This is a genomic window from Bosea sp. NBC_00550, from assembly GCF_026020075.1.
GTDB lineage: Bacteria > Pseudomonadota > Alphaproteobacteria > Rhizobiales > Beijerinckiaceae > Allobosea.
Genome location: NZ_CP102773.1, coordinates 487,011 through 505,916, shown reverse-complemented (window position 1 = coordinate 505,916; position 18,906 = coordinate 487,011). Strand labels below are relative to the sequence as shown.

General features: G+C 61.0%; 18 protein-coding genes and 4 pseudogenes. 13 read left to right on the top strand and 9 right to left on the bottom strand.

Annotation, left to right across the window (positions count from 1 at the left end):
- Nucleotides 1-316: 316 nt before the first annotated feature.
- Both NWE53_RS29465 and NWE53_RS29460 read left to right on the top strand, forming a co-directional pair.
- Nucleotides 317-613, top strand: a complete 297-nt coding sequence (locus NWE53_RS29465; RefSeq protein ID WP_265055250.1) for a PepSY domain-containing protein — start codon at nucleotides 317-319, stop codon at nucleotides 611-613.
- Nucleotides 614-650: 37 nt separating this feature from the next.
- Nucleotides 651-1,193 carry a hypothetical protein gene (locus NWE53_RS29460; RefSeq protein ID WP_265055249.1) on the top strand — a complete coding sequence of 181 codons (543 nt, stop codon included), beginning with the start codon at nucleotides 651-653 and terminating at the stop codon, nucleotides 1,191-1,193.
- Nucleotides 1,194-1,343: 150 nt separating this feature from the next.
- On the opposite strand, the gene NWE53_RS29455 is transcribed toward NWE53_RS29460, so the two are convergent.
- Complete coding sequence (locus tag NWE53_RS29455; RefSeq protein WP_265055248.1) at nucleotides 1,344-1,541, bottom strand: hypothetical protein; 198 nt, start codon at nucleotides 1,539-1,541, stop codon at nucleotides 1,344-1,346.
- Between the two features lie 25 nt (nucleotides 1,542-1,566).
- Between NWE53_RS29455 and NWE53_RS29450 the strand changes: the two genes are divergently transcribed.
- From NWE53_RS29450 to NWE53_RS29420, 7 genes and pseudogenes are all read left to right on the top strand, one after another.
- Nucleotides 1,567-1,773 (top strand): DUF982 domain-containing protein, encoded by a 207-nt coding sequence (locus NWE53_RS29450; protein ID WP_265055247.1) that lies wholly within the window; start codon nucleotides 1,567-1,569, stop codon nucleotides 1,771-1,773.
- Nucleotides 1,774-2,177: 404 nt separating this feature from the next.
- Complete coding sequence (locus tag NWE53_RS29445) at nucleotides 2,178-2,510, top strand: autotransporter domain-containing protein (RefSeq protein WP_265055246.1); 333 nt, start codon at nucleotides 2,178-2,180, stop codon at nucleotides 2,508-2,510.
- Nucleotides 2,511-4,008: 1,498 nt separating this feature from the next.
- Nucleotides 4,009-4,305 (top strand): SemiSWEET family sugar transporter, encoded by a 297-nt coding sequence (locus NWE53_RS29440; protein WP_320109590.1) that lies wholly within the window; start codon nucleotides 4,009-4,011, stop codon nucleotides 4,303-4,305.
- Between the two features lie 794 nt (nucleotides 4,306-5,099).
- Nucleotides 5,100-5,540 carry a Ros/MucR family transcriptional regulator gene (locus NWE53_RS29435; RefSeq protein ID WP_265055245.1) on the top strand — a complete coding sequence of 147 codons (441 nt, stop codon included), beginning with the start codon at nucleotides 5,100-5,102 and terminating at the stop codon, nucleotides 5,538-5,540.
- Between the two features lie 1,243 nt (nucleotides 5,541-6,783).
- On the top strand, nucleotides 6,784-7,104 hold the full coding sequence (locus NWE53_RS29430; protein ID WP_265055244.1) for a hypothetical protein: 321 nt from the start codon (nucleotides 6,784-6,786) through the stop codon (nucleotides 7,102-7,104).
- 546 nt (nucleotides 7,105-7,650) lie between these two features.
- A complete protein-coding gene (locus tag NWE53_RS29425) occupies nucleotides 7,651-8,052 on the top strand; it encodes an MOSC domain-containing protein (RefSeq protein WP_442865080.1) in 402 nt (133 codons plus the stop codon).
- Nucleotides 8,053-8,214: 162 nt separating this feature from the next.
- Nucleotides 8,215-9,029 (top strand): annotated as a pseudogene (locus NWE53_RS29420) (transposase).
- Between the two features lie 121 nt (nucleotides 9,030-9,150).
- Here NWE53_RS29420 and NWE53_RS29415 read toward each other — a convergent pair.
- Both NWE53_RS29415 and NWE53_RS29410 read right to left on the bottom strand, forming a co-directional pair.
- Entirely contained in the window at nucleotides 9,151-9,360 is a 210-nt protein-coding gene (locus tag NWE53_RS29415) for a hypothetical protein (protein WP_265055243.1), read from the bottom strand.
- A 29-nt stretch (nucleotides 9,361-9,389) separates the two neighbouring features.
- The gene (locus NWE53_RS29410) at nucleotides 9,390-9,665 is read right to left on the bottom strand and encodes a hypothetical protein (protein WP_265055242.1); all 276 of its coding nucleotides are present in this window, start codon (nucleotides 9,663-9,665) and stop codon (nucleotides 9,390-9,392) included.
- 368 nt (nucleotides 9,666-10,033) lie between these two features.
- Between NWE53_RS29410 and NWE53_RS29405 the strand changes: the two genes are divergently transcribed.
- Complete coding sequence (locus NWE53_RS29405) at nucleotides 10,034-10,789, top strand: DUF72 domain-containing protein (protein WP_265055241.1); 756 nt, start codon at nucleotides 10,034-10,036, stop codon at nucleotides 10,787-10,789.
- 16 nt (nucleotides 10,790-10,805) lie between these two features.
- On the opposite strand, the gene NWE53_RS29905 is transcribed toward NWE53_RS29405, so the two are convergent.
- Complete coding sequence (locus NWE53_RS29905; RefSeq protein WP_320109589.1) at nucleotides 10,806-11,072, bottom strand: hypothetical protein; 267 nt, start codon at nucleotides 11,070-11,072, stop codon at nucleotides 10,806-10,808.
- 210 nt (nucleotides 11,073-11,282) lie between these two features.
- Here NWE53_RS29905 and htpG point away from each other — a divergent pair, with 210 nt between their 5' ends.
- Complete coding sequence (gene htpG, locus NWE53_RS29395; protein ID WP_265055240.1) at nucleotides 11,283-13,163, top strand: molecular chaperone HtpG; 1,881 nt, start codon at nucleotides 11,283-11,285, stop codon at nucleotides 13,161-13,163.
- Nucleotides 13,164-13,197: 34 nt separating this feature from the next.
- On the opposite strand, the gene NWE53_RS29390 is transcribed toward htpG, so the two are convergent.
- The 3 genes and pseudogenes from NWE53_RS29390 to NWE53_RS29380 all read right to left on the bottom strand — a co-directional run.
- A complete protein-coding gene (locus tag NWE53_RS29390) occupies nucleotides 13,198-13,446 on the bottom strand; it encodes a hypothetical protein (protein ID WP_265055239.1) in 249 nt (82 codons plus the stop codon).
- A 1,123-nt stretch (nucleotides 13,447-14,569) separates the two neighbouring features.
- A complete protein-coding gene (gene trhA / locus NWE53_RS29385; protein WP_265055238.1) occupies nucleotides 14,570-15,232 on the bottom strand; it encodes a PAQR family membrane homeostasis protein TrhA in 663 nt (220 codons plus the stop codon).
- Nucleotides 15,233-15,654: 422 nt separating this feature from the next.
- Nucleotides 15,655-15,975 (bottom strand): annotated as a pseudogene (locus tag NWE53_RS29380) (transposase); the annotation flags it as partial.
- A gap of 4 nt (nucleotides 15,976-15,979) precedes the next feature.
- On the opposite strand from NWE53_RS29380, the pseudogene NWE53_RS29375 reads away from it, so the two are divergent.
- Nucleotides 15,980-16,249, top strand: a pseudogene (locus tag NWE53_RS29375) (IS3 family transposase); the annotation flags it as partial.
- A 259-nt stretch (nucleotides 16,250-16,508) separates the two neighbouring features.
- Here NWE53_RS29375 and NWE53_RS29370 read toward each other — a convergent pair.
- The gene (locus tag NWE53_RS29370; RefSeq protein WP_265055237.1) at nucleotides 16,509-17,552 is read right to left on the bottom strand and encodes an IS110 family RNA-guided transposase; all 1,044 of its coding nucleotides are present in this window, start codon (nucleotides 17,550-17,552) and stop codon (nucleotides 16,509-16,511) included.
- A gap of 48 nt (nucleotides 17,553-17,600) precedes the next feature.
- Here NWE53_RS29370 and NWE53_RS29365 point away from each other — a divergent pair.
- Nucleotides 17,601-17,797, top strand: a pseudogene (locus NWE53_RS29365) (IS3 family transposase); the annotation flags it as partial.
- A gap of 475 nt (nucleotides 17,798-18,272) precedes the next feature.
- Here the strand turns inward: NWE53_RS29365 and NWE53_RS29360 are convergent.
- Nucleotides 18,273-18,830, bottom strand: a complete 558-nt coding sequence (locus NWE53_RS29360) for a hypothetical protein (protein ID WP_265055236.1) — start codon at nucleotides 18,828-18,830, stop codon at nucleotides 18,273-18,275.
- Between the last annotated feature and the right edge of the window lie 76 nt (nucleotides 18,831-18,906).

Sequence of the window (18,906 nt, the reverse complement as noted above, 5' to 3'; positions counted from 1 at the left end):
TCGAAGTGGGCGTGGCAAATTGTTCGGCATCTATATTGCAGCTCGAAAGATTTGGCCGACTTCTCTATCTCGGAAGAATTGGATAGCTGCTTCTCAGTCCAATAGACGTCCTTAAGCCGCTCGTCGATAGAACAGGCCGTTGAGGGCTTTTGGTTCTGTTGCTGTGGGTCTCCAGATGGCAAGATTGAATGTCGCATAACGGGTAAAAACCCGCTCTGTTCCGCTTACGCATTCGTGGGTTGGAATGGAACTAAATGAGGCAGAACGCCGTTTTCCAGGGCATCGCGGCCAAGCCGCCCTGCCTCGGAGAAGACTCATGAAAAAGCTGATACTCGCGTCCTTTATCGGTACCGCAGCCTCCTTCGGCGCTATGGCGCAGACGTCCACCACCTCACCAGCCCCCGCTCCTGCACCGGCCGATGCGAACGCTCCGCTTCCGGGAGCCAATAGTTTCACTGAAGGCCAAGCCAAGAGCCGCCTTGAAGCCAATGGCTACACTAACGTTACCGGCCTGAAGAAGGACGATAATGGCGTGTGGAAAGGTACAGCCACTAACGCCGGCGCACAAGTCAACGTCTCGGTCGATTACCGCGGCAACATAACCCGCAATTGATCAATGCCGCTCGCATAACACCTTTGGAGAGACAGACATGACCCGCACGATCACCCGATCCTACGATAATTACGCAACGGCTAGCTCTGTCGTCGAGCAGCTTGAAGGCGCCGGCATTTCGAGCAGTAACATCAGCTTCGTCGGCCATAACGGCGAGACTGATGAGACGAATGCCGCCGAGGGCGCCGGTATTGGCGCGGGCGTGGGAGGTGCAGCTGGTTTGCTTGCGGGCCTGGGCCTGCTTGCCATTCCGGGTGTCGGCCCCGTCGTCGCCGCTGGCTGGCTCGCCGCGACTGCCGCCGGTGCGGTCGCTGGCGCTGCCGCAGGCGGTCTGGTCGGCTCATTCGTGAAGGAAGGCCATGACGAGGAGGAGGCCAACTATTACGCGGAGACTGTCCGTCGCGGCGGCTCCGTGGTCTCCGTCCGGGCCGAGCCGGAGCAGGAGGCGACGGTGGAAGCCATCCTCGATGGCGCGACGCCGATCGATCGAGATGCTCGCATGGCCCAATATCGCCAGGAGGGATGGACCCGCTTCGACGAGAACGCTGACCCTTATCTGCGCGGCCAAGCCGCCATCTAACGCTAACGTCGATCTTACCGTGGGCCCCGGGGTTCTCCCCGGGGCCTTTCTGCGAACACTGGCTCGCGTTTGCAACTGGGAGATTCCGGCCTAGCAGCGATCGCGCGCTGCCACGCGATAGGAGCAGCGGAGTTCCGCCGCTGCAAAACCTCAGGCAACGAGCGAGCGTCGATATTGCTCGATCGCCCGTAGCGTCAGCTCATCTTCATCCTCGGCAATCGCTACCAAGCTTGCGACGATATACGCCAGCTTGGTCCGCTCTTGCTCGTCAAACGGATCGGGGATGGTCGATCGAATCTCGGACCAGGCTGCATCAAGCGCGGCTTGCGCGCGGGCCAGGTCGACCACCGTCTCGTCGGCGATGGAGGCCTACATGTTTCTGGCGGATTGGCCGAAGAGCCAGAGAGACGCTGTCCACGCCTTCGCATTGAGGGCCTGCTTGGCGGCGGTCCGCGACGAGATTGAGCCCGAGACTGCGAAAGGGGTCTTCGCCTCCTGGGCTGAGGAGAACGACATTCTGGCGCCGGACGTGACCGCGTTTGCAACCAGCCGCCGGACAGGATCGCACGGCACCGCCTGAAACGAAAAGGCCCCGCCAGCCGGAGCTGGCGGGGCCTTTAAGCGCGGCGCGGAACAAAACCAATCAGCTATCAACGTGCTCTCTCTCAACTGGTCCGTGGAGAGTGCCTTGGCATCATGTCCCTAATCATGGAGGTGTACCGTCGCGTGGGATCGAACTGCCGCGGTCGGCTTATGAGGTTCTCAATTTGATTGCTAGCGAACCGCACTGGCCCGCTTTTCGCTGTGGAGCGCAGCCTACGGCTCTGCGGGACGTATGGACGGCTCGGTCCGCATCGGCTCGGATCTGCGACTCGACGACGACCCAGTGGACGGCCTAGCCGTCTCAGGCGGGAAGGCGCGCGCATCGCTCAGTGGCGGCTCGGCAGGGTCGACAGCGGCGTATTCCAGGCCGGCGTCTATGGTATGACTAGGCTCGGTCCTATTAATCTGGCGGCGGCGGGCAGCTATGACCGGCTGGACAATGATGTAAGCCGCGCCGTTCCGGAGCTCGGTAACACCTTGCTGTCCTCTTATGTCACCGCGGCCTGGAGCGGGCGGACCCAGGCCAGCGCAAAGCTCGCCAGTTCGGGCGGGTTCACGCTCTCACCGTTGGCGGCACGGCATGCGGTGACCGTCCTCAGCCCGGCCTTCAACGAGCGCGGGCTTCGGCGCAAACGCAGCTGCTCTTTTAATCGCCGCAGCAGCACCACGACGAGCCGCTCCGGGCTCGGCGCCCAACTCGATGCAGAGGCTTAGATCGGAGGCGTGCGGCTTACCGCCTTCGCGCGCCTCCTGGGCGCATTACTTCCAGCGGGAGGCTGAGATCACCGCAGGCCTGATCGTGGTGCTGCCCGGAGCGAGCTCCGTGACACAAGGCACGAGGCCCGCCACCAACGCCGCTCTGCTCGCGGCCGGGCTCGATCCCAGACTCGGTGAGCGGGTCACCATTGGCGTCCGCCTCGAAAGCGAGCTTTCCGCCAACACAAGACCCTGGGCGGAAGCGCTCAGATCAGAATGCTTCTGAAGTTGCAGAGCCGGCATACCGATCTTGTGTTCGCTTAGTCTACCGAACATGCACTTGGCTCAGGTCTGCCTTCCAGCGGCCTTCGCATGTCGGCAACTGGCATCACTCTGCCGTTATCCGCAACGAAAAGAAACTGAGCGCCGCGAGGCCCGGACGGCGCGGAGCATTGATCGGCACATGCGAATCGACGAGGCGCGAGAGCACGGTCTGGCGTAGGCGCGCCCCGAAGGCACATGAATGCGGGATCTAAGGGACTTCGATAAGCTTGAGTAGCCCTTCTCGGTGCGGCCGCTACATCCGCGGCAACGGTCCAACCGGAGGGGGCAGGCATCCGAGGATTCCGCGCTCACAACGAGATAGGCGCTCGGTTAGTTCACACAACGTCCCTGGCGCGGGCCCCCCCGCGATCCGGCAGTTTTCGATGATCCGGCGTGCACCAATTGCGCCCGATATTCCGTTCGGGCTCGGAACAGCGGGCCCGCTGCCTAGTTGCCTTCAAAGCTGCCGCTCGCCCAGCGCCGCTGTGCGGCGAATAACGTTAGGAGACCCCGTCATGGCAGATGACTCCAGGGCTAGATCTCGGGGTGCCGACAAACCCGTCACTCGCAGACAACGCCAAGCGGTCGAAGTAACGGACGAAGTCATGGAGGCAACCTCGGAGGGCGTCAGTGAATTCGAACAGCTGCTCATCGATGAAATCCAGGCTCGGCCGTTGCGGGCGCTGAGCTGGGCCGCGGCGGCAGGCGTCCTCTTGGGCTTCTGGGCGGCTCGGTAAGTTATGGGCGCGTTGCTGGCCTACGTCACCGCCCAAGCCACGGCGGCAGTCAAGCGCGCTGCGCTCAGCTACGGGCTAATAATCGGAGCGCTACTCATTACCATTTTTGCGCTGGGCTATGCGATTGATGCAGGCCACGCGGTACTAGCGCTTCGATTTGGACTTGTGACGGCCAGCCTTATCGTCGCTGCGGCGCTCTTTGCTGTCGCGATTGGCTGCGGAGTAATCGCGTATCTCATCAGCGGCCGGCCCCGTGGACGCGCCTCATCGGCAAGTTCCCCATATAGCCATCCCCCATACCCGAATCCGTACTCCGGGCGGTTTCTGATGGGGGCGGGGGCTGGTCTTGCAGGGATTATCAGCCTAGGGGCGCTGCTGATCCGGTTTAGGATCCGCCGTTCCAGGCTGGAGAGGTTCAGAAACGACAGGGCAAATCCACGTCGGGCCGATTCCAGATGAACTGGATCGCTGTTGTAGGCTCACTAGCAGCATTGTGCTCCATGATCAGCTTCGTCCCGCAAGCTTGGCGCATCGTGAAAAGTCGTGACACGCGCGCAATCTCGCCCACGACCTATTGCTTTACTGTAACCGGCTTCGCTCTCTGGACGGCTTACGGTATTGGCTTAGGAGAATGGCCTCTCATCGTCACAAATAGCGTGTGTTTACTCCTCTCGGCCTTCATTCTTGCTATGACAGCGCTTCCGCGAGCCAAGAGAGACGCGGTGGCTGACACCCTCGACCCGAACGCCTGAGCCGCTTGGCTCGGACCCGATTGGGTCCACCATCTCCGCGAAATCCGCCAGCCGCCCAGTTCTTTGCGCTCTGTAATGAGCCGCCTGACACTACGCGTGTGACCTCCATCGCACCGGTGAGCTTCTAAGTCGTTTCGGGCCGCGTCGATTCACCCACACCTTTGGTGAATTCGATTCATGCGCTGCAGCGCCTGCTTGTTCGTCTGGGTAGCACCCGCAAGGTTGTGTTAGGATCGTCGCGCCGACCTGGATGCCCAGAAGAAGGTTTCCGGAGACTTTATCGGGGCGGCGTGCTTGCTAGGTCGCTACCAGCTTCCTTGATATCGACAGCAGCGGCCTCGCGCGGCGCGGCGACCGAAACGCGACCGTACAAGTCGGGCCAAGGCATCAAGACGCGGCGTTGCGCTGAGCGCTGGCGAATAGCTGATCACGGACACCCGCCTTACCTCTGACACCAGCGCCACAAGTATTATGATCTTGATGTAGTCATCCGTGATCTTGTGGATATTGTTAGAGCGGAGCCAAAAGCGAGGCCCGCTAACAGGCCCGCCACGCGCTTGCCCCCACCTCACTCGAAGCGCCGTGCCTTTCCATTTGGCTACCGCGGGCTTCTATCTGCTGGAAACTGCGATAGGCAGCCGCGTTCTGGCGGTTTAATTGATTTCCGAGTTTAGTACCTTGCACTTCAAGTAAGAGGCTCAGTCCTTCAATATCTCTGGCATAAAAATACCTTGTCGAGATTCTCAGGATCACTAAACTGATTGCCATCGACTTCATTCTCAAAGAGAGAAAAAATGTCAGAAAACGATCTGGAAGTGGTCGAGTTGGTTGCCGGAATCGTGTCGGCATTTGTGTCGCATAACAGTGTGATACAGGCCGATCTGCCCGCGCTGATCGCCAGCACGCATGCAGCGCTGGCGGGCCTTGGACAGGCTCCCGCGCCGGCTCCCGGAGAGAAAGCAGCGCCAGCGGTATCAATCAAGAAGTCGATCACGGCCGATTGGCTAATCTGCCTTGAGGACGGAAAGAAATTCAGGTCGCTGAGGCGCCACCTTCGTACTGCTTTCGATATGACGCCAGAGCAGTACAGAGCTAAGTGGAATCTGCCATTAGACTATCCGATGGTCGCGCCCGCCTATGCCGAGACGCGCTCGCACCTCGCCAAGAAAATGGGCTTGGGTCGTAAGGTGCAGGCCACGCCTGAGAAGCGGGGTCGGTCAAAGGCCACAGCCTGAATATTCAGCTACCTCCTACGCAGCGGGTGCTGGCCGAGTGCGGTGTAGCGATTTGCCGCAGCCGGCGATTCGTTCATTCGAAGAACTCATCTGCGGGATCGGGCTCAAGGGGAAGCATCGATTGTCCCCGGCGTTGCCATTGAGCCCAGACACTGGCGCATGGGTGCATCGCGTTTACGCCAAGGTCCGCCAGCCATCATTCGCCCGGATACACTGGCAGCAAACGGTGTTATGCCGGGTGGCTTTAGCAAAGCCACGAATGCTATCGCGCAGCCTCCCAAGCCTTCCACAATCTTACCACTTCAGTGGTGTCCAAGAGCCACTTGGGAAGATCACCCAGATCAACGTCGACGAGCGGTTCGTTTTCGTGCAGAAAACCTGACTTTGTCGTTTATCGCGCCCTAGCAGGCGTGCCTTCGCCCCCTGGCGATCTCGCGGCTTCAGCATTAGTTGTCCTCAGAGTGGGTACGCGGGAATGTAACCAAATGGGACCGAGCGGTTGTCGGGGACTTAGAAGGGATCCGCCGAGTCGCCTCCCCGTGGATTAGCCGAGGCACCGTAGCCTTCAGCCAATAGCTAGTAGTTGGCTTCGTAGGAGCTTCCAAGTGTCGCGCTAAACCTCGTACTCTTGCAACTACTGCCACATTAATTGCGTGTCCCGAAACAAATTCAAATGTCGGGCTGATAGTTGCGCGTGCTGTGGCGCACTACAGAGATTATCCACGCCCACCCTGATCATGTCTTTTGATAAGTCGTCGGCTCGAGTTTTGCGCTTTCCTCAGTTGCTACGCCTATGCCGGCCCAATCTGAAACAATGTGTACCGCGTGGGGCCAATGTCGTTGAAGCGCAACAGAGCATGTTCCATTCCGAACTACGACGAGTGCAGCGTTCATCTGCTGAGCGCATTTTTCAGCGTGCCCGGGCGGACCGAGCGAGAACGGCAACTGCGTAAGGCAATCGAAGCCCTTCTCGTCGATCTTGTTGAAATGCAGTTCGCTCCGACCCCATCGAATATTGTCCAGTTTCGTCGCAAGGGACCGCTCAGTTCGGCAGTCTCTCGCGCGCGATCGCGCGCGGATGACGCCGAAAAACTGTAATTGCACTCGCGGTCGAATATCCTACCAGTTCGGTGGTTCCGATAGACTCTGACTCTACCCACCAGATGAACGTAACCCTGTCATCGCTGTTCACCCCCCGTTGACCCGTGATGGTCTTCAGTGCTGCCAACTGAAGGAGACCGTTATGAGAAACCTACTCATCGCCGCCGCCGTAGCCTTTGGCGGCCTGACCGCCGCAGCCATGGCGTCGGAAGCTGTGCCGCAGTCTCTTGCGGAGCATCTCGACAAAGCGCCGGCTGAGTTCACCCAATCCGCCGCGTCGCAGCGTCGACACATGATCATGGAGGAGACGATGCGGCAGCAGCGTCGCGACCAGTACCGCGGGGGTGGCTACGGCCGCGGACCTGGATACGGTCGCGGCTATGGTCCCGGCCCCCGCTACTACGGCCCGCACCCGGGCTACCGCCGCCCGCCACCGCCGTATGGCTACGGCCCGCGCTGGTGATCTAAGCCTTGGGGAAGTTCTTCGTTCGAATTCCCGTTATGGAGAGCGGCACCTCGGCACACATCATTGTGTGTGCCGTTTGCCGTCTCGTGATCACACCAGCGTCGGCTGGGCCGGCGCTCAGATCCGTCCACGCCGGCTAGTTTTGCGGTCGCGGCCTTGCAGTCGAGTTTGTCGTGCATTTCAAAGATGCCCTTGTGAACTTGCCTGGCGAACCAAAGCGCCACCTTGGAACGAGAACCAATGCGCTTGAGGAGCGTTTCAAGCTCCCAAGGGAGCGCCGCAGGGCGCCATTTGAAGAGGTTCGATATGATCAGATTGATCCTGGCCGGCGCAGCTGGATGGATGCTTGCAACTCGTCCCGAACTTCGTGAACGGGTGTTTGACTTAGCAAGGGATGTCTTCCAGCGTTTGACCGCCCGATAGAGTTGATTGGACTCAAATGTGCGCTTTGATCCTTCGTCGCCGCTTGCCAAGCTCTTGAATGCACCGGTTAGATCAGGACAGGTTGTCTGGCTAGGCATCCGGCCACGCCGCCGAGAGCCCATGCTCCCGGTCGAGACTGCAGACTTCGACCTTGCAGGTGGCGTGATAGGCGACCGTTATGCTCGTGTCGCCGGCAGCCGCCAGGTAACTTTGATCCAAGCTGAACACCTTGCGGCGATCGCTAGCCACCTGGGGCGCTCGAACGTGCTGCCATCCGATCTGAGGCGTAACGTAGTTACCCAAGGCATCAACCTCGTCGCATTGAAGGAGAAGCGCTTCTGGATCGGTTCCGCCATTCTCGAGACGACAGGAGAGTGCCATCCCTGCTCTCGAATGGAAGAGATCCTCGGGGTGGGTGGATACAATGCGGTCCGCGGCCTCGGAGGCATCACGGCACGCGTCATCCACGCCGGAACTGTCAACTTGGGCGACGCCCTTTCACCGCTCTTGCCTGGCGACTGACAACGCCACGACCGTCAAGATCGACAGCCGCTTTTCGGGTTCCTGGCCGGTCACCAGCCTGACATCGAGCCCGGCCTGCCCTTGCGGGAGCCAGAAACGGCTGGACTCGCCCCTACCCGCATCGCGCTCGGCCCATGTTGGTGATTTGCGAACGAGGCGGGGCTGCCTGCCCGCCATGCGGCCGATCGGTTCAGGATCGGCATCGCGACGGCGATCGTCTGGGCGCGCCGGGCGCGGGAAACCGGAGAGCGCACGGCACGGCAGCAGGGTCAGCCGCAGCGCTCCAAGCTCTATCCGCATGGAGCGTATCTGCAAGGCCTGATCGACGCCGACTGCGACATCACGCTGGCCGAAATGCAGGCGAAGCTGCTCGAGGAGCACGGCCTGAAGGCCGCCATCGGCACGCTCTGGAAGTTCCTCGATCAGCGTGGCCTGACCGTCAAAAAAAGACCGCGCACGCGGCCGAGCAAGACCGCCCCGACATCGGCGAGAGGCGCGAAGCCTGGTTCGACAGCCAACCCGATCTCGACCCGGCCCGTCTGATCTTCATCGACGAGACCGGCGCCCGCACGAAGATGGCGCGACTGCGTGGCCGGCCTGCGACTCACCGGCATGACCGCGCCAATGGTGCTCGACGGCCCAATGAACCGCGAGGCCTTCCTGGCCTATGCAAGCCAGGTTCTCGCCCGACGCTGGCACCAGGCGACATTGTCATCATGCACAATCTGCCCGCCCACAAGGGCGACGCCGTGCGCCAAGCCATCGAGGAAACCGGAGCCACGCTCGTCTTCCTGCCGCCCTACAGTCCCGACTTCAACCCAATCGAGAACGCCTTCGCCAAGCTCAAGGCGCTCCTGCGAAAAGCCGCCGAGCAAACTGTCGAAGGCCTCTGGCGAACCATCGGAATAATCCTCGACGCATTCACTCCCGACGAATGCAAAAACTACTTCAGCGCTGCCGGGTATGAGCCGGAATAACGTGAAAATGCTCTAGATCGTTCTCGTGCTCGCCCCGCCACGTCAGCGGAAGACGGAATCCGCTCTCGTGCAATTTCTCACCATGGTTCAGTCGTCGCACCGCGTCGGTTGGCGCACCGCCTTATTGAACCGGCTGATGCTTCGCCTGCTCCTGGCTGGCTTTTGCAAGCATTGCTTCCAGGGCGACGAGCGCCGTCATCGATAACACCAGGAGAATATCAGCATTGCCGACCGTCTCGAAATGAACGGTGGCGTCACCGCGGGGGTCACTGCTCACTTCGATTCTCGTCGGTTTGACAACAGGGACTTCAACCGTAGGCTTCTCAGGCATGGCTCTCACGGGGATAGTGGGAATCGCGGTTAGTCGTCGCACCGGGTTAGCATCTTCCCGGACGGTGTCGCGAAATAGCACTCGTCTTCGTAGTGAACCGGCGTTCCATCTTCCAGGGAATAGGAGACGCCCGGAACGCCTGGTCTGTCCTGCCAGACGATGACCGTATAGCGCTTGCCGTCGGCGTCCTGGCAAGTCTCCCGATAACGCTCGCGACGCGTCGCCGAGGGCGGCGGGGCGGGGAAGATGGGTGTGTGCAACATGGCCATGGCGACACCGTCACGCAACCAACTGATGGCCTTCAACCTATGTCCCCCAAGCGGGGTTCCGCAACGGAACGAATCATTCCGACGCTCGTTGGCGACTCAGTTCGTTGCGTGGGTTGTGTTCAATGTGGGCGCGTCGGATTCTCAGAGCCGGGCCGGCGGCGGGGGTCGTCAGAGGTCCGGTGACGCAGCGGCGCAAGGTCGAGCGCGATCTTTTCGTCGAACCCACCCGAGCGCGTGGAGCCCTGCCTCGCGCTGCTCTAAAAGCGGGTGCGGCCCCTTCCCGAGAGCCTCAAACACTGATTATGCGCATCTCGGCAATCCGATTAACGTCAAGGGGCTCAGGCGAACTTCGTGCCACATTGCGTTGTGGAGTTATTCATTAGTCTTCGACCCGCGAGTTGATCATGCGGTCTCAAAGCGGCATTCCGCTCAAAAGTCGATTGTTCATCGGTACGGCTGGTTGGGCCATCCCCAAAATCCACGCTCCGAACTTCCCGGCCGAAGGAAGCCATTTAGAAAGGTATGCCACTGTCTTCTCAACTGCCGAGATCAATTCGTCGTTCTACCGGCACCATCGCAGATCGACATACGAGCGATGGGCCACGTCAGTGCCAGACCAATTCCGGTTTTCCGTGAAAGCGCCGAGGTGGGTGACACATTCCGATTGGCTCGACATATCGTCCGACCTCGAGGCATTTTTCGCGGAATTGGACGGCCTGGGCATCAAGCTGGGGCCGGTATTGATCCAGCTGCCTCCAAAGCGAACATTCATTTCCAGTGACGCCGATCGTTTCTTGTCCGCTTTCCGGCGCCCTCGAGACGTGGATATTGTATTGGAGCCCCGACATGCGTCATGGTTCGGAGCGGAGGCAGAAGATCTCTTGAGAGAATACAGGATTTCGAGAGTCGCAGCCGATCCGCCGCCAGCTGTGGAAGCAGACGAGCCGGGTGGAAGGAAAGGTCTCACTTACATTCGTCTGCACGGTTCACCCGAGATCTACCGGTCGTCGTATTCGCGAGATCGATTGAAGTTGGTTGCCAACCGGATGATCGCAACCGCGGGATCGATGGCTTGGTGCATTTTTGACAATACGACGTCATACGCAGCCGCTGGCGACGCGCTCGCGCTCAAAAAGATTATCGGGAGCGAACCTTTCTAAGCGACTGGCCTAGCCATCACTCTGCGGCGCACTGCGCACCTGACTGGCCTGCGATCGCGCTGCGGGTATGGGGTGATGCAGATGAAGGGCATCCGGGCGTATCTTCGGATGAGGGCGATGGCGACGACTGGCCGGTGCTCAGGCGTAGGATGCGTGCAACATCTTTCTGGTCGGCATCCCAATTTGGCTCGGAAAGTCGTCGAGCGTCGCCAAACACGTACTGAATCGGATCGACGCCTTCTTCAACGAGGCGGGCGATCCGAACGGCGGGGATGTCGAGCACCTAATCAGTATTCTCGGCCGGCCGCTTCACTCACATCGCGAACTGGCCGAGCAGAACGGGGCCATCCGGGCTTGAACCGGTACCGGCAAGGCACAGAGCCGCTCTCATGAGCGGTCCCGTTGTAACATCCAGTAGACGGGTACTTTCGCCGTTGAAGGACGATCCCTAAATTCGGCCAACATGATCGACGACCTCTCTGGATACTAACTAATGACCGCAACCACCAGCGAGCACCGAAGCTTCGAAGCCGACGTTTCCCGCCTCCTGCATATGATGGTGCACTCGGTCTATTCCGACCGGGACGTGTTCCTGCGGGAACTGATCTCCAACGCGGCCGACGCTTGCGAGAAATTGCGGTACGAGGCGATCGCTCATCCCGACCTGCTCCGCGAAGAGCCAAAGCTCGCGATCACCCTTTCTGCAGATGCGGAGGCGGGCAAGTTGGTCATCGCCGATAATGGCATCGGCATGAGCCGGGACGAGATGATAGAGGCCCTCGGCACCATCGCGCGTTCGGGCACACGCAGCTTTATGGATCGCGTTGCCGCGGCCGAGGGCAAGGAAGGCGCCCAGCTCATCGGACAGTTCGGCGTCGGCTTCTATTCGGCCTTCATGGTCGCAGGCGAGGTTCAGGTCGTCAGTCGTCGCGCCGGCAGCAGTGAGGCCTGGGCGTGGGAGTCGGACGGCAAAGGCGAGTTCACAATAGCACCCGTTGCCCTGGAGGAGGCGCCGGCGCGTGGCACGCGGGTCACTCTCCACTTGTTGGACGACGCGAAGACCTATGCCGAGCGCTGGACACTGGAGCGCATCGTCAAGGAGCAGTCCGGCCATGTCCCGGTGCCCATCGCGCTGACCGAGAAGCCTGGAGCGGAGGCGACCACGCTGGCAGACGGCGCCGCGCTATGGACCAAGCCAAAGAGCCAGATCTCGAAGGACGAATACGCTGATTTTTATCGGAGCGTCGCCGGGCAGTATGACGATCCGGCCGCCACGATCCATTTTCGCGCAGAAGGCCTTCACGAGTACACCGCGCTCACATTCGTTCCGGGCGCCCGGCCGTTCGACCTTTTCGACGCCGACCGGAAGGGGCGGATCAAGCTCTATGTGAAGCGAGTCTTCATTACCGACGAAGCCGAGCTGATGCCGCGCTATCTTCGCTTCGTCCGCGGCATCCTCGATACCGCCGACATGCCGCTCAATGTCTCCCGCGAGATGATTCAGGACAGCCCGCTGCTCGCTGCGATCAAGAAGGGCGTCACCAACCGTGTGCTGACCGACCTGACGAAGCTCGCGGAACAGGATGCTGAAGCCTTCGCAAAAATCTGGGAGAACTTCGGCGCCGTCATCAAGGAAGGGCTTTACGAGGACTACGAGCGTCGAGCCCAGCTGCTTGGTCTGGCCCGCTTCCGGACAACGGCCTCCGGCGAAGGTTTGCGCAGCCTCAAGGACTATGTTGGCGCGCTAAAAGAGAACCAGACGGCGATCTACTACATCGCTGGTGACGATGCTCTCAGGATCGCGACCTCGCCGCAGCTCGAAGGCTTCAGGGCGCGCGGGATCGAAGTGCTGCTGCTTTCCGACCATGTCGACAGCTTCTGGGCGTCGGCCGCACCGGATTTTGAGGGCAAGCCGTTCAAGTCCGTGACGCAAGGGGCGGCGGATCTGGCACGCATCGCCTTGCTCGATGGGGCCTCGCTTCGATCAAGCGATACCCGCGATGAGATCGTATCGCTGCTAGCGTCGATGAAGGAGATCTTGGCCGACCAAGTCGCCGACGTCCGGACCTCCGACCGGCTGACCGACAGCGCGGTCTGCCTGGTGGCATCCGATAACGGTCCAGATCGCCAGTTCGAACGCCTACTCAGTGCCGCAGGCCGCATTGACAGCGCGGCAAAGCCGATACTTGAGGTCAATCCCCACCATGCGATGGTCGCTACCCTCGCGACAGTCAGAGAAGCCGACTTGCGTGCAGATGTGGCTCACCTTCTCCTCGACACCGCTCGCGTGCTGGACGGCGAACGTCCCACCAATGCCCGTGGGTTCGCCGAGCGGCTGAGCCGCGTGGTCGCAAGAAGCCTTGGAAAGACCTAAGGAAAACGGAAGCACACTTGGCCGCTGGCCTTCTTCAGTGAAGCGTTGCTCCGAAGCGTTTCCTAAAGGCTCCGGCCTCGTCCGGGTCGTAAAAGCTGACACGGATCCGCTTCTCCAGCGGCTCCCAGAGAATGCGAGCTTGATGTGGGATATGGCGCTCGATAAGCCATATCCCGATATCATAGAGGTGCTCGTTCAACGTTGCTGCGTTGAGCGGCAGATCGACATCAAAAGCGCCTTTCAGTCCAACACGCGTTGTCACGGCGACGGCAGATTGCTGCATGTCGCCCTCCTTTTTCTCGTGCCCCATCGTGCCACGTTACCCCTGCCTTTCCCGCGTTTCCATTCGCAAAAGACCACTGAGCATACGCCGTGTTCTTCACGAGATTGCGATTGAGGTCGGGTGCCCGTCCGCCCACCAGACTGGCCCGCGCTCACCGAGAGTTCCCTTTGCGGAACCGATGCGAGCGCGAGCGGCTTTGACATCGCCGTGGCCACACTCGGCATATTTGAAAGAGGGGCGACCATCCATGAGTTCAGCGACAAGCTGATGACGTCCCTCTTCAGACTGGCCGATCCAGAATCTGCCGGCGACACGAAGTAGCGACCGTCCGGTTTCGTGGGATAAGGCCTTGTCTCGGGCTGTGGGTGTCGAGATCGTGATCCGAAGGCCTCGAGGTCGTGGGGAATGCAAGATGCTTCGGTAGGTCGGCACAACCGAGCCGAGTTGCGGCGATAGCCCCACTTTAGCTGGGAGAATGACCGCCGCGCCGCCAAAGGATCGTCAAAGCTCACCTTCGAAAAAGCCAAGCAGCGCCGCGGCAAGCTCCTCCGGCGCGTCTTCCGCCATATAGTGACGACTTGAATTGACGCCCCGCGGACCCTTACAGCCCACTTCTGCCAGACTGCAACCACATCTCCGTCGTGATCCAGCAGGTCGTCCTTTTCCGACCACAGCGCAAGGGCCGGGCAGGCGATCTTGCGCCCATTGTCTCGATCGTCTCGATCATGGTCGGCATCGACGCTCAGCCCGTACGATAGTCCGCTAGCATGCCGTGAACGGTCGCCGGGTGGGAGATCGCCTCGAGGAAGTCGGCATAGTTATCCAGACTCTCGGGTTCACCACCGTGGCCGGTGGGCCGACCTATTGGGTCGGCGAAGCGATGGGCAGCGTGAACTTCATTGATCTCTTGCAGGTTCCCAAAACGACCGCGAACAGGACAAACAGCAGGTTTGCCCGTGATGCCCACCATCTTGCCGGGCTACTCATACCGACAATCTGCTTTTGCTTGTAGACAGAGCGGCCTCTGGTGGAACCTCCGCAAATCGCAGACCTGGGCCTTGCGGACGCGCGCGAGGAGCTTCGCGTGATCCTCGAAGACATTGGGGAGGAGGACCGCCGCAGCTCATGCAGCCGGCACTATAGCATACGCCCGAAACACAGCCCCATAGAAGCAGCCTGAAGCCACAAGAACGAAGGCGTGCCAGATCGCATTCTGAAACGGCAGGCTCTCCCAAATGTGGAAAATGACACCGATCGAGTAGAGAAGGCCGCCCGCGATGATCAGGCAGAGGGTGCCCCCAGGCAGAAGACTCACGCTTTTCCAGATCAGGAGCCCACTCCACCCGATCAGGAGATAGAGCGCGATCGACAGGCGGTCGAACCGGCCGGGCAAACCCACTTTGATCGCCACGCCGGCAGCGGCGGCGAGCCATACGATGCCGAGGAGAGCCTGTGCTAAAATGCTCCCGCTCAGTTTCATCAGGAACGGGGTGTAGGTGCCGGCGATGAGGAGGTAGATAGCCGAATGGTCGAAACGCCTGATGAACCACTTGCGCGGCGAGATCGGCCACATGTTGTAGGTGGCCGAAACGATGAGAACGGCGAGCAGTGCGGCACCGTAGATCGAAACTGGAATCAAGTCGAAAAGCGGAGCGCAGTTCGCGACCTGGATGATCAAAGCTCCGACGGCTCCAAGTCCTAGGGCAACGCCGAGGACATGGATCACGCCGTCAGCCCAGAGCTCGGCGCGCCTGAAGGCGAAGCGTCCAACGACGGGAACGTTCACAGCGCTTCCTAACGTGCTGGCTGCTGGAGTTGGTTTGGCATCTACCGGGAGGCTGTGTCATCTCAGTGTCAGCCTCTGCCGCAGCACCAGATGCGTGCCAAAGCAGCTGGGTGATAAGGCACGCTATGCCGCGGCAATCGAAGCTGGCGCGGAAATTGTCATCGGTCAGAATGCCACGCGTCTACGCAGGACGCCAATCGTTCAAGGGCATTCTGGTGATCTCTGTGTTGGCGGGCAAGGGGAGGGTGCTGATCAGCATCCCTCATAGTCGGGTCGAAGATTAAGTCCGTCAAAGCCGCTTGATTAACCTATGCCGTGTTTCTGCTCGACGCCCTGAAGCCCAAAACGGCCACGGTGAACAGGAAGGCCGCTAGTACGCCGGGAATTCGGAGGGCTTCGGTGCCCCGTTGTGATCATTTCAATCAGACTGGCGGGTGCAGTCGAGAATCCAGTGCGAATGGCTCTTGAGCTTTGGCCGCGTAGCCGCGTGTGGCCGCTTTCACCAGCAGCGCCCAGATGATCCGAGCCATTTTATTGGCGAGCGCGACCGCGGCGACCTTCGGCGGTCGGCGCGCCAGAAGCGCCGTCATCCACATCGAGGCGCGCGCGCCATTGCGGACATGGCGCAGCACCGTCGTCGCTCCCAGGATCAGCAGGGTTCGCAATGTTGGGTTGCCCATCTTCGAGATCCGACCCAGGCGCTCCTTGCCTCCGCTCGAATGGGAGCGTAGCGTCAGTCCAAGCCCCATGCCGAGGAAGCGCCACAAGCCCGAAGGGATCGTCGCGACGCTGCGCCAGGTCGATGTGCTGGTCTCGCAGGGGCATCCCGTGCCGACGCGATCCGTTCGATCCGGAGGTGAGTTACTATCGCTGGCGCGAATTCGACGGCCTGAAGAGGATCAGGTGAAGCGGATGAAGGAGCTCGAGGTGGAGAACGCCCGGCTCCGCCGCGCCGTCGCCGACCTGACGCTCTACAAACTGATCCTGAATGAGGCGGCTTCGGGAAACTACTTCTCTATTCGGGGTTCATAGGTCAACTCCCTTGCGTGCGCATCCTGGATCGGCGCGCGAACGGTCCTGCGGAGCTCTTGCTTCTCTCCGAGGTCGGCCTGTGCCGCCTCATGATGGGATCAGAGGGAGTGGGCGGAGCCATCTAAGCCGCGCGCTCGGCAGAACCGACGCTCGAGTTTCCTCGGTCTCGCCCGCTCCCATCGTCCCCGCAGGGCCCCCTCCACGCCGGAGGAGCTCGGTATTGCGTGATGCTAAAGCGCGGGCCTCAGGCCGCCGTGGCGGATGCGGCCGACCAGCGGAAGTCCGTCTCGTCGCGCCACATGCGGTGCAACACGATGGCCAGCTTGCGAGCGACGGCCACGAGCGCCTTCTGCATGCCTCGGCCTTTGGCCACGGCCAACCCCCAGACCTTCAGGGAGGACCACGGGCCGCGCGGGCTGGTCAGCAGCACGAGCGCGGCTTCATAGAGCGCAGCGCGCATCATCGTGTCCCCGCACTTCGAGACCCGCCCGCCCCGCATCGTCTCACCGGACTGGTAAAGCCGCGGCGTCAGACCGAAATGCGCCCCGACGCATTGCGATCGTCCGAAACGGGCCGGGTTGTCGACGCATGTGCGGTAGGTCAGCGCCACGACCGGCCCAACGCCGGGTGCGGTCATCAGCCGTCGGCAGATCGGATCGATGCGGACCTGGTCCAGCAGCATCTTGTGCAGCTTGGCGAGTTGGGTCCGCAACGCGGAGCGAGCCTCCAGCAACGGTAGGACCACAGCCGCGACGAAGGGCAGATCGAGCACGAGGTCTCGCACGCGCTGCTCGAAGCCGGCAGCTCCCACGACACCGACCTTGAGGCCAAAATTGCGCAGCTGACCTCGTAGGTCGCTCTCGATGTCATAGGCCTTACGCTGAAGCAATTTGCGCGAGGTCAGGAGCAGGCGGCGTTGCTGGCTGGCTGGCGTCTTGACGTGGACCGGCTTGAATAGGCCGACACGCATCATCTGAGCGATACCCATCGCGTCGTTGCGGTCGGTCTTGTTGATGCGCGCCGAAAGGGCGGCGTGCATGTGACGGGTTTCGACGCAGATCGCCGGCAACCCAGCTTCGACCAGGCCGGCGTAGAGCCATGGCGAGAGAGGCCCCGCCTCCAGGCCGATACGAGCATAGCTGTGGCCGAGACCGATGAGGTGTTTGCAGATCACCTCAGGATGGCTCTCGACGGTGGTACGGTGCACGACCTTACCGTGCGGATCGACGATGCAGATGGCGGTCTCTTTCACGGAGACATCGAGGCCGACATGGTGCTGGTGGTTCATGGTGGGACTCCCGCGTTGGATCGGAGCGCCACTATGCCGCTGCTTCAACCGCGCGAGGCGCCCCGAATACCCCATCTGAGCCCCGCGCGTCGCCGCGCCTGCATCGACCATGCCCGGCTCGCTCTGAAGAGTCGGAGCGGCGGGTCTGCCGTGTGCTCGGGCAGCATCGCTCGACACAACGTCGGATTCCGCACGGACGCGACGATGAGGAAAAGCTCATCGCCGATATCGTCGAGCTGGTCCGCAGCCTCCAGGAGGAAGCTATGGCTGCGCTTGCCGGTCACAGTGAGCTGTTCCGCAGCGGGTGCTCAACCTGCAACGCCGGCTCAGCGATTCCGAGATCGACATGCATCAGATCGGCCCGGCCACGATTCAGCGGTGGCTCTAGGCAAGGCGTTCTCTCGTTGCCATGAGGCGTTGCGGCGTCTCAGCGCCCTTCTGCCATTCGCAGGATGGATAAGCCCGCCGTATGGGAAACCGCGGGCCTCTGACTTCTGTCAGGACTTGGCGGTTTCGTCCATCGCCGGGAAACTGGCTTTGCCCTCCTGTCGGCTGCGGCCGGTACATCCGCGGCGACGCATCGACTGGAGAGCAGGCAGGTGTCGTATGGCAACGCGCAGGCAACGAGATGATGACGACTTTGGTTCCCGCGAGGCGCGAAAATCTGTGGTCATATGCTGTGAGAGAATCTCTCGCCGGAGCGACTACGCAGCCGACGATTCAAGGCTTCTTGCCAGGTAGCGGCACCTGCGGATGAAACGCCCAGACCGTGCCGCTGACGCGATGGTTTGGCGTCGTCTCCACTACGTCCCCATTAGGCAAAGTCTTCTTCACCTTCGGCCCGAGGAACGAGACGATGTGAAGGCGCGCGCGATGGATTGGGTCGCCCCCGGGAACGTTTTGCTCCAGCACGTCAACGATGCCCTGGCCCACAACAGCCTCAACGACTGCTGTGTGGTGAGGGCGCTTCTCAACAGTCGTTCCCCCCGTTTCCCAATCACCGTTCGGATGCGTCGTTTTCACCTCGGTCCTGTCTTCCCAGACGAAGTTGCGGAACTGTAGAATGTCGCCAACGACAACGTCGCGGCGCAGATCCTTCACCAGTGTGCCCCAGATATAATCGCCGTCAGTTCCAACCTTGCCGCCCATGAGTTGGGTTGAGGTCTTGCCGCCGCAGTCAGTCAGGGCGGTTTCAAGCATGGTCCAGCATTCGCCATCACCGATTTTCTGACCGATACGCTTGATGCTCCAGGCCACGAGATCATCGGGAAGAGCCATGTCCGCCTCCGGTAAGGAGCTGCAGCCGAGATGCTACGCGGCGGACATACCGGGGACAATACTCAATGAAGCGTGC

What these genes read in the sequence shown, in the direction of transcription:
- NWE53_RS29465 (WP_265055250.1), top strand. Translation starts at nt 317, where the DNA reads ATGAAAAAGCTGATACTCGCGTCCTTTATCGGTACCGCAGCCTCCTTC.
- NWE53_RS29460 (WP_265055249.1), top strand. Translation starts at nt 651, where the DNA reads ATGACCCGCACGATCACCCGATCCTACGATAATTACGCAACGGCTAGC.
- NWE53_RS29450 (WP_265055247.1), top strand. Translation starts at nt 1,567, where the DNA reads ATGTTTCTGGCGGATTGGCCGAAGAGCCAGAGAGACGCTGTCCACGCC.
- NWE53_RS29445 (WP_265055246.1), top strand. Translation starts at nt 2,178, where the DNA reads ATGACTAGGCTCGGTCCTATTAATCTGGCGGCGGCGGGCAGCTATGAC.
- NWE53_RS29440 (WP_320109590.1), top strand. Translation starts at nt 4,009, where the DNA reads ATGAACTGGATCGCTGTTGTAGGCTCACTAGCAGCATTGTGCTCCATG.
- NWE53_RS29435 (WP_265055245.1), top strand. Translation starts at nt 5,100, where the DNA reads ATGTCAGAAAACGATCTGGAAGTGGTCGAGTTGGTTGCCGGAATCGTG.
- NWE53_RS29430 (WP_265055244.1), top strand. Translation starts at nt 6,784, where the DNA reads ATGAGAAACCTACTCATCGCCGCCGCCGTAGCCTTTGGCGGCCTGACC.
- NWE53_RS29425 (WP_442865080.1), top strand. Translation starts at nt 7,651, where the DNA reads ATGCTCCCGGTCGAGACTGCAGACTTCGACCTTGCAGGTGGCGTGATA.
- NWE53_RS29415 (WP_265055243.1), bottom strand. Translation starts at nt 9,360, where the DNA reads ATGCCTGAGAAGCCTACGGTTGAAGTCCCTGTTGTCAAACCGACGAGA.
- NWE53_RS29405 (WP_265055241.1), top strand. Translation starts at nt 10,034, where the DNA reads ATGCGGTCTCAAAGCGGCATTCCGCTCAAAAGTCGATTGTTCATCGGT.
- htpG (WP_265055240.1), top strand. Translation starts at nt 11,283, where the DNA reads ATGACCGCAACCACCAGCGAGCACCGAAGCTTCGAAGCCGACGTTTCC.
- NWE53_RS29390 (WP_265055239.1), bottom strand. Translation starts at nt 13,446, where the DNA reads ATGCAGCAATCTGCCGTCGCCGTGACAACGCGTGTTGGACTGAAAGGC.
- NWE53_RS29370 (WP_265055237.1), bottom strand. Translation starts at nt 17,552, where the DNA reads ATGAACCACCAGCACCATGTCGGCCTCGATGTCTCCGTGAAAGAGACC.
- NWE53_RS29360 (WP_265055236.1), bottom strand. Translation starts at nt 18,830, where the DNA reads ATGGCTCTTCCCGATGATCTCGTGGCCTGGAGCATCAAGCGTATCGGT.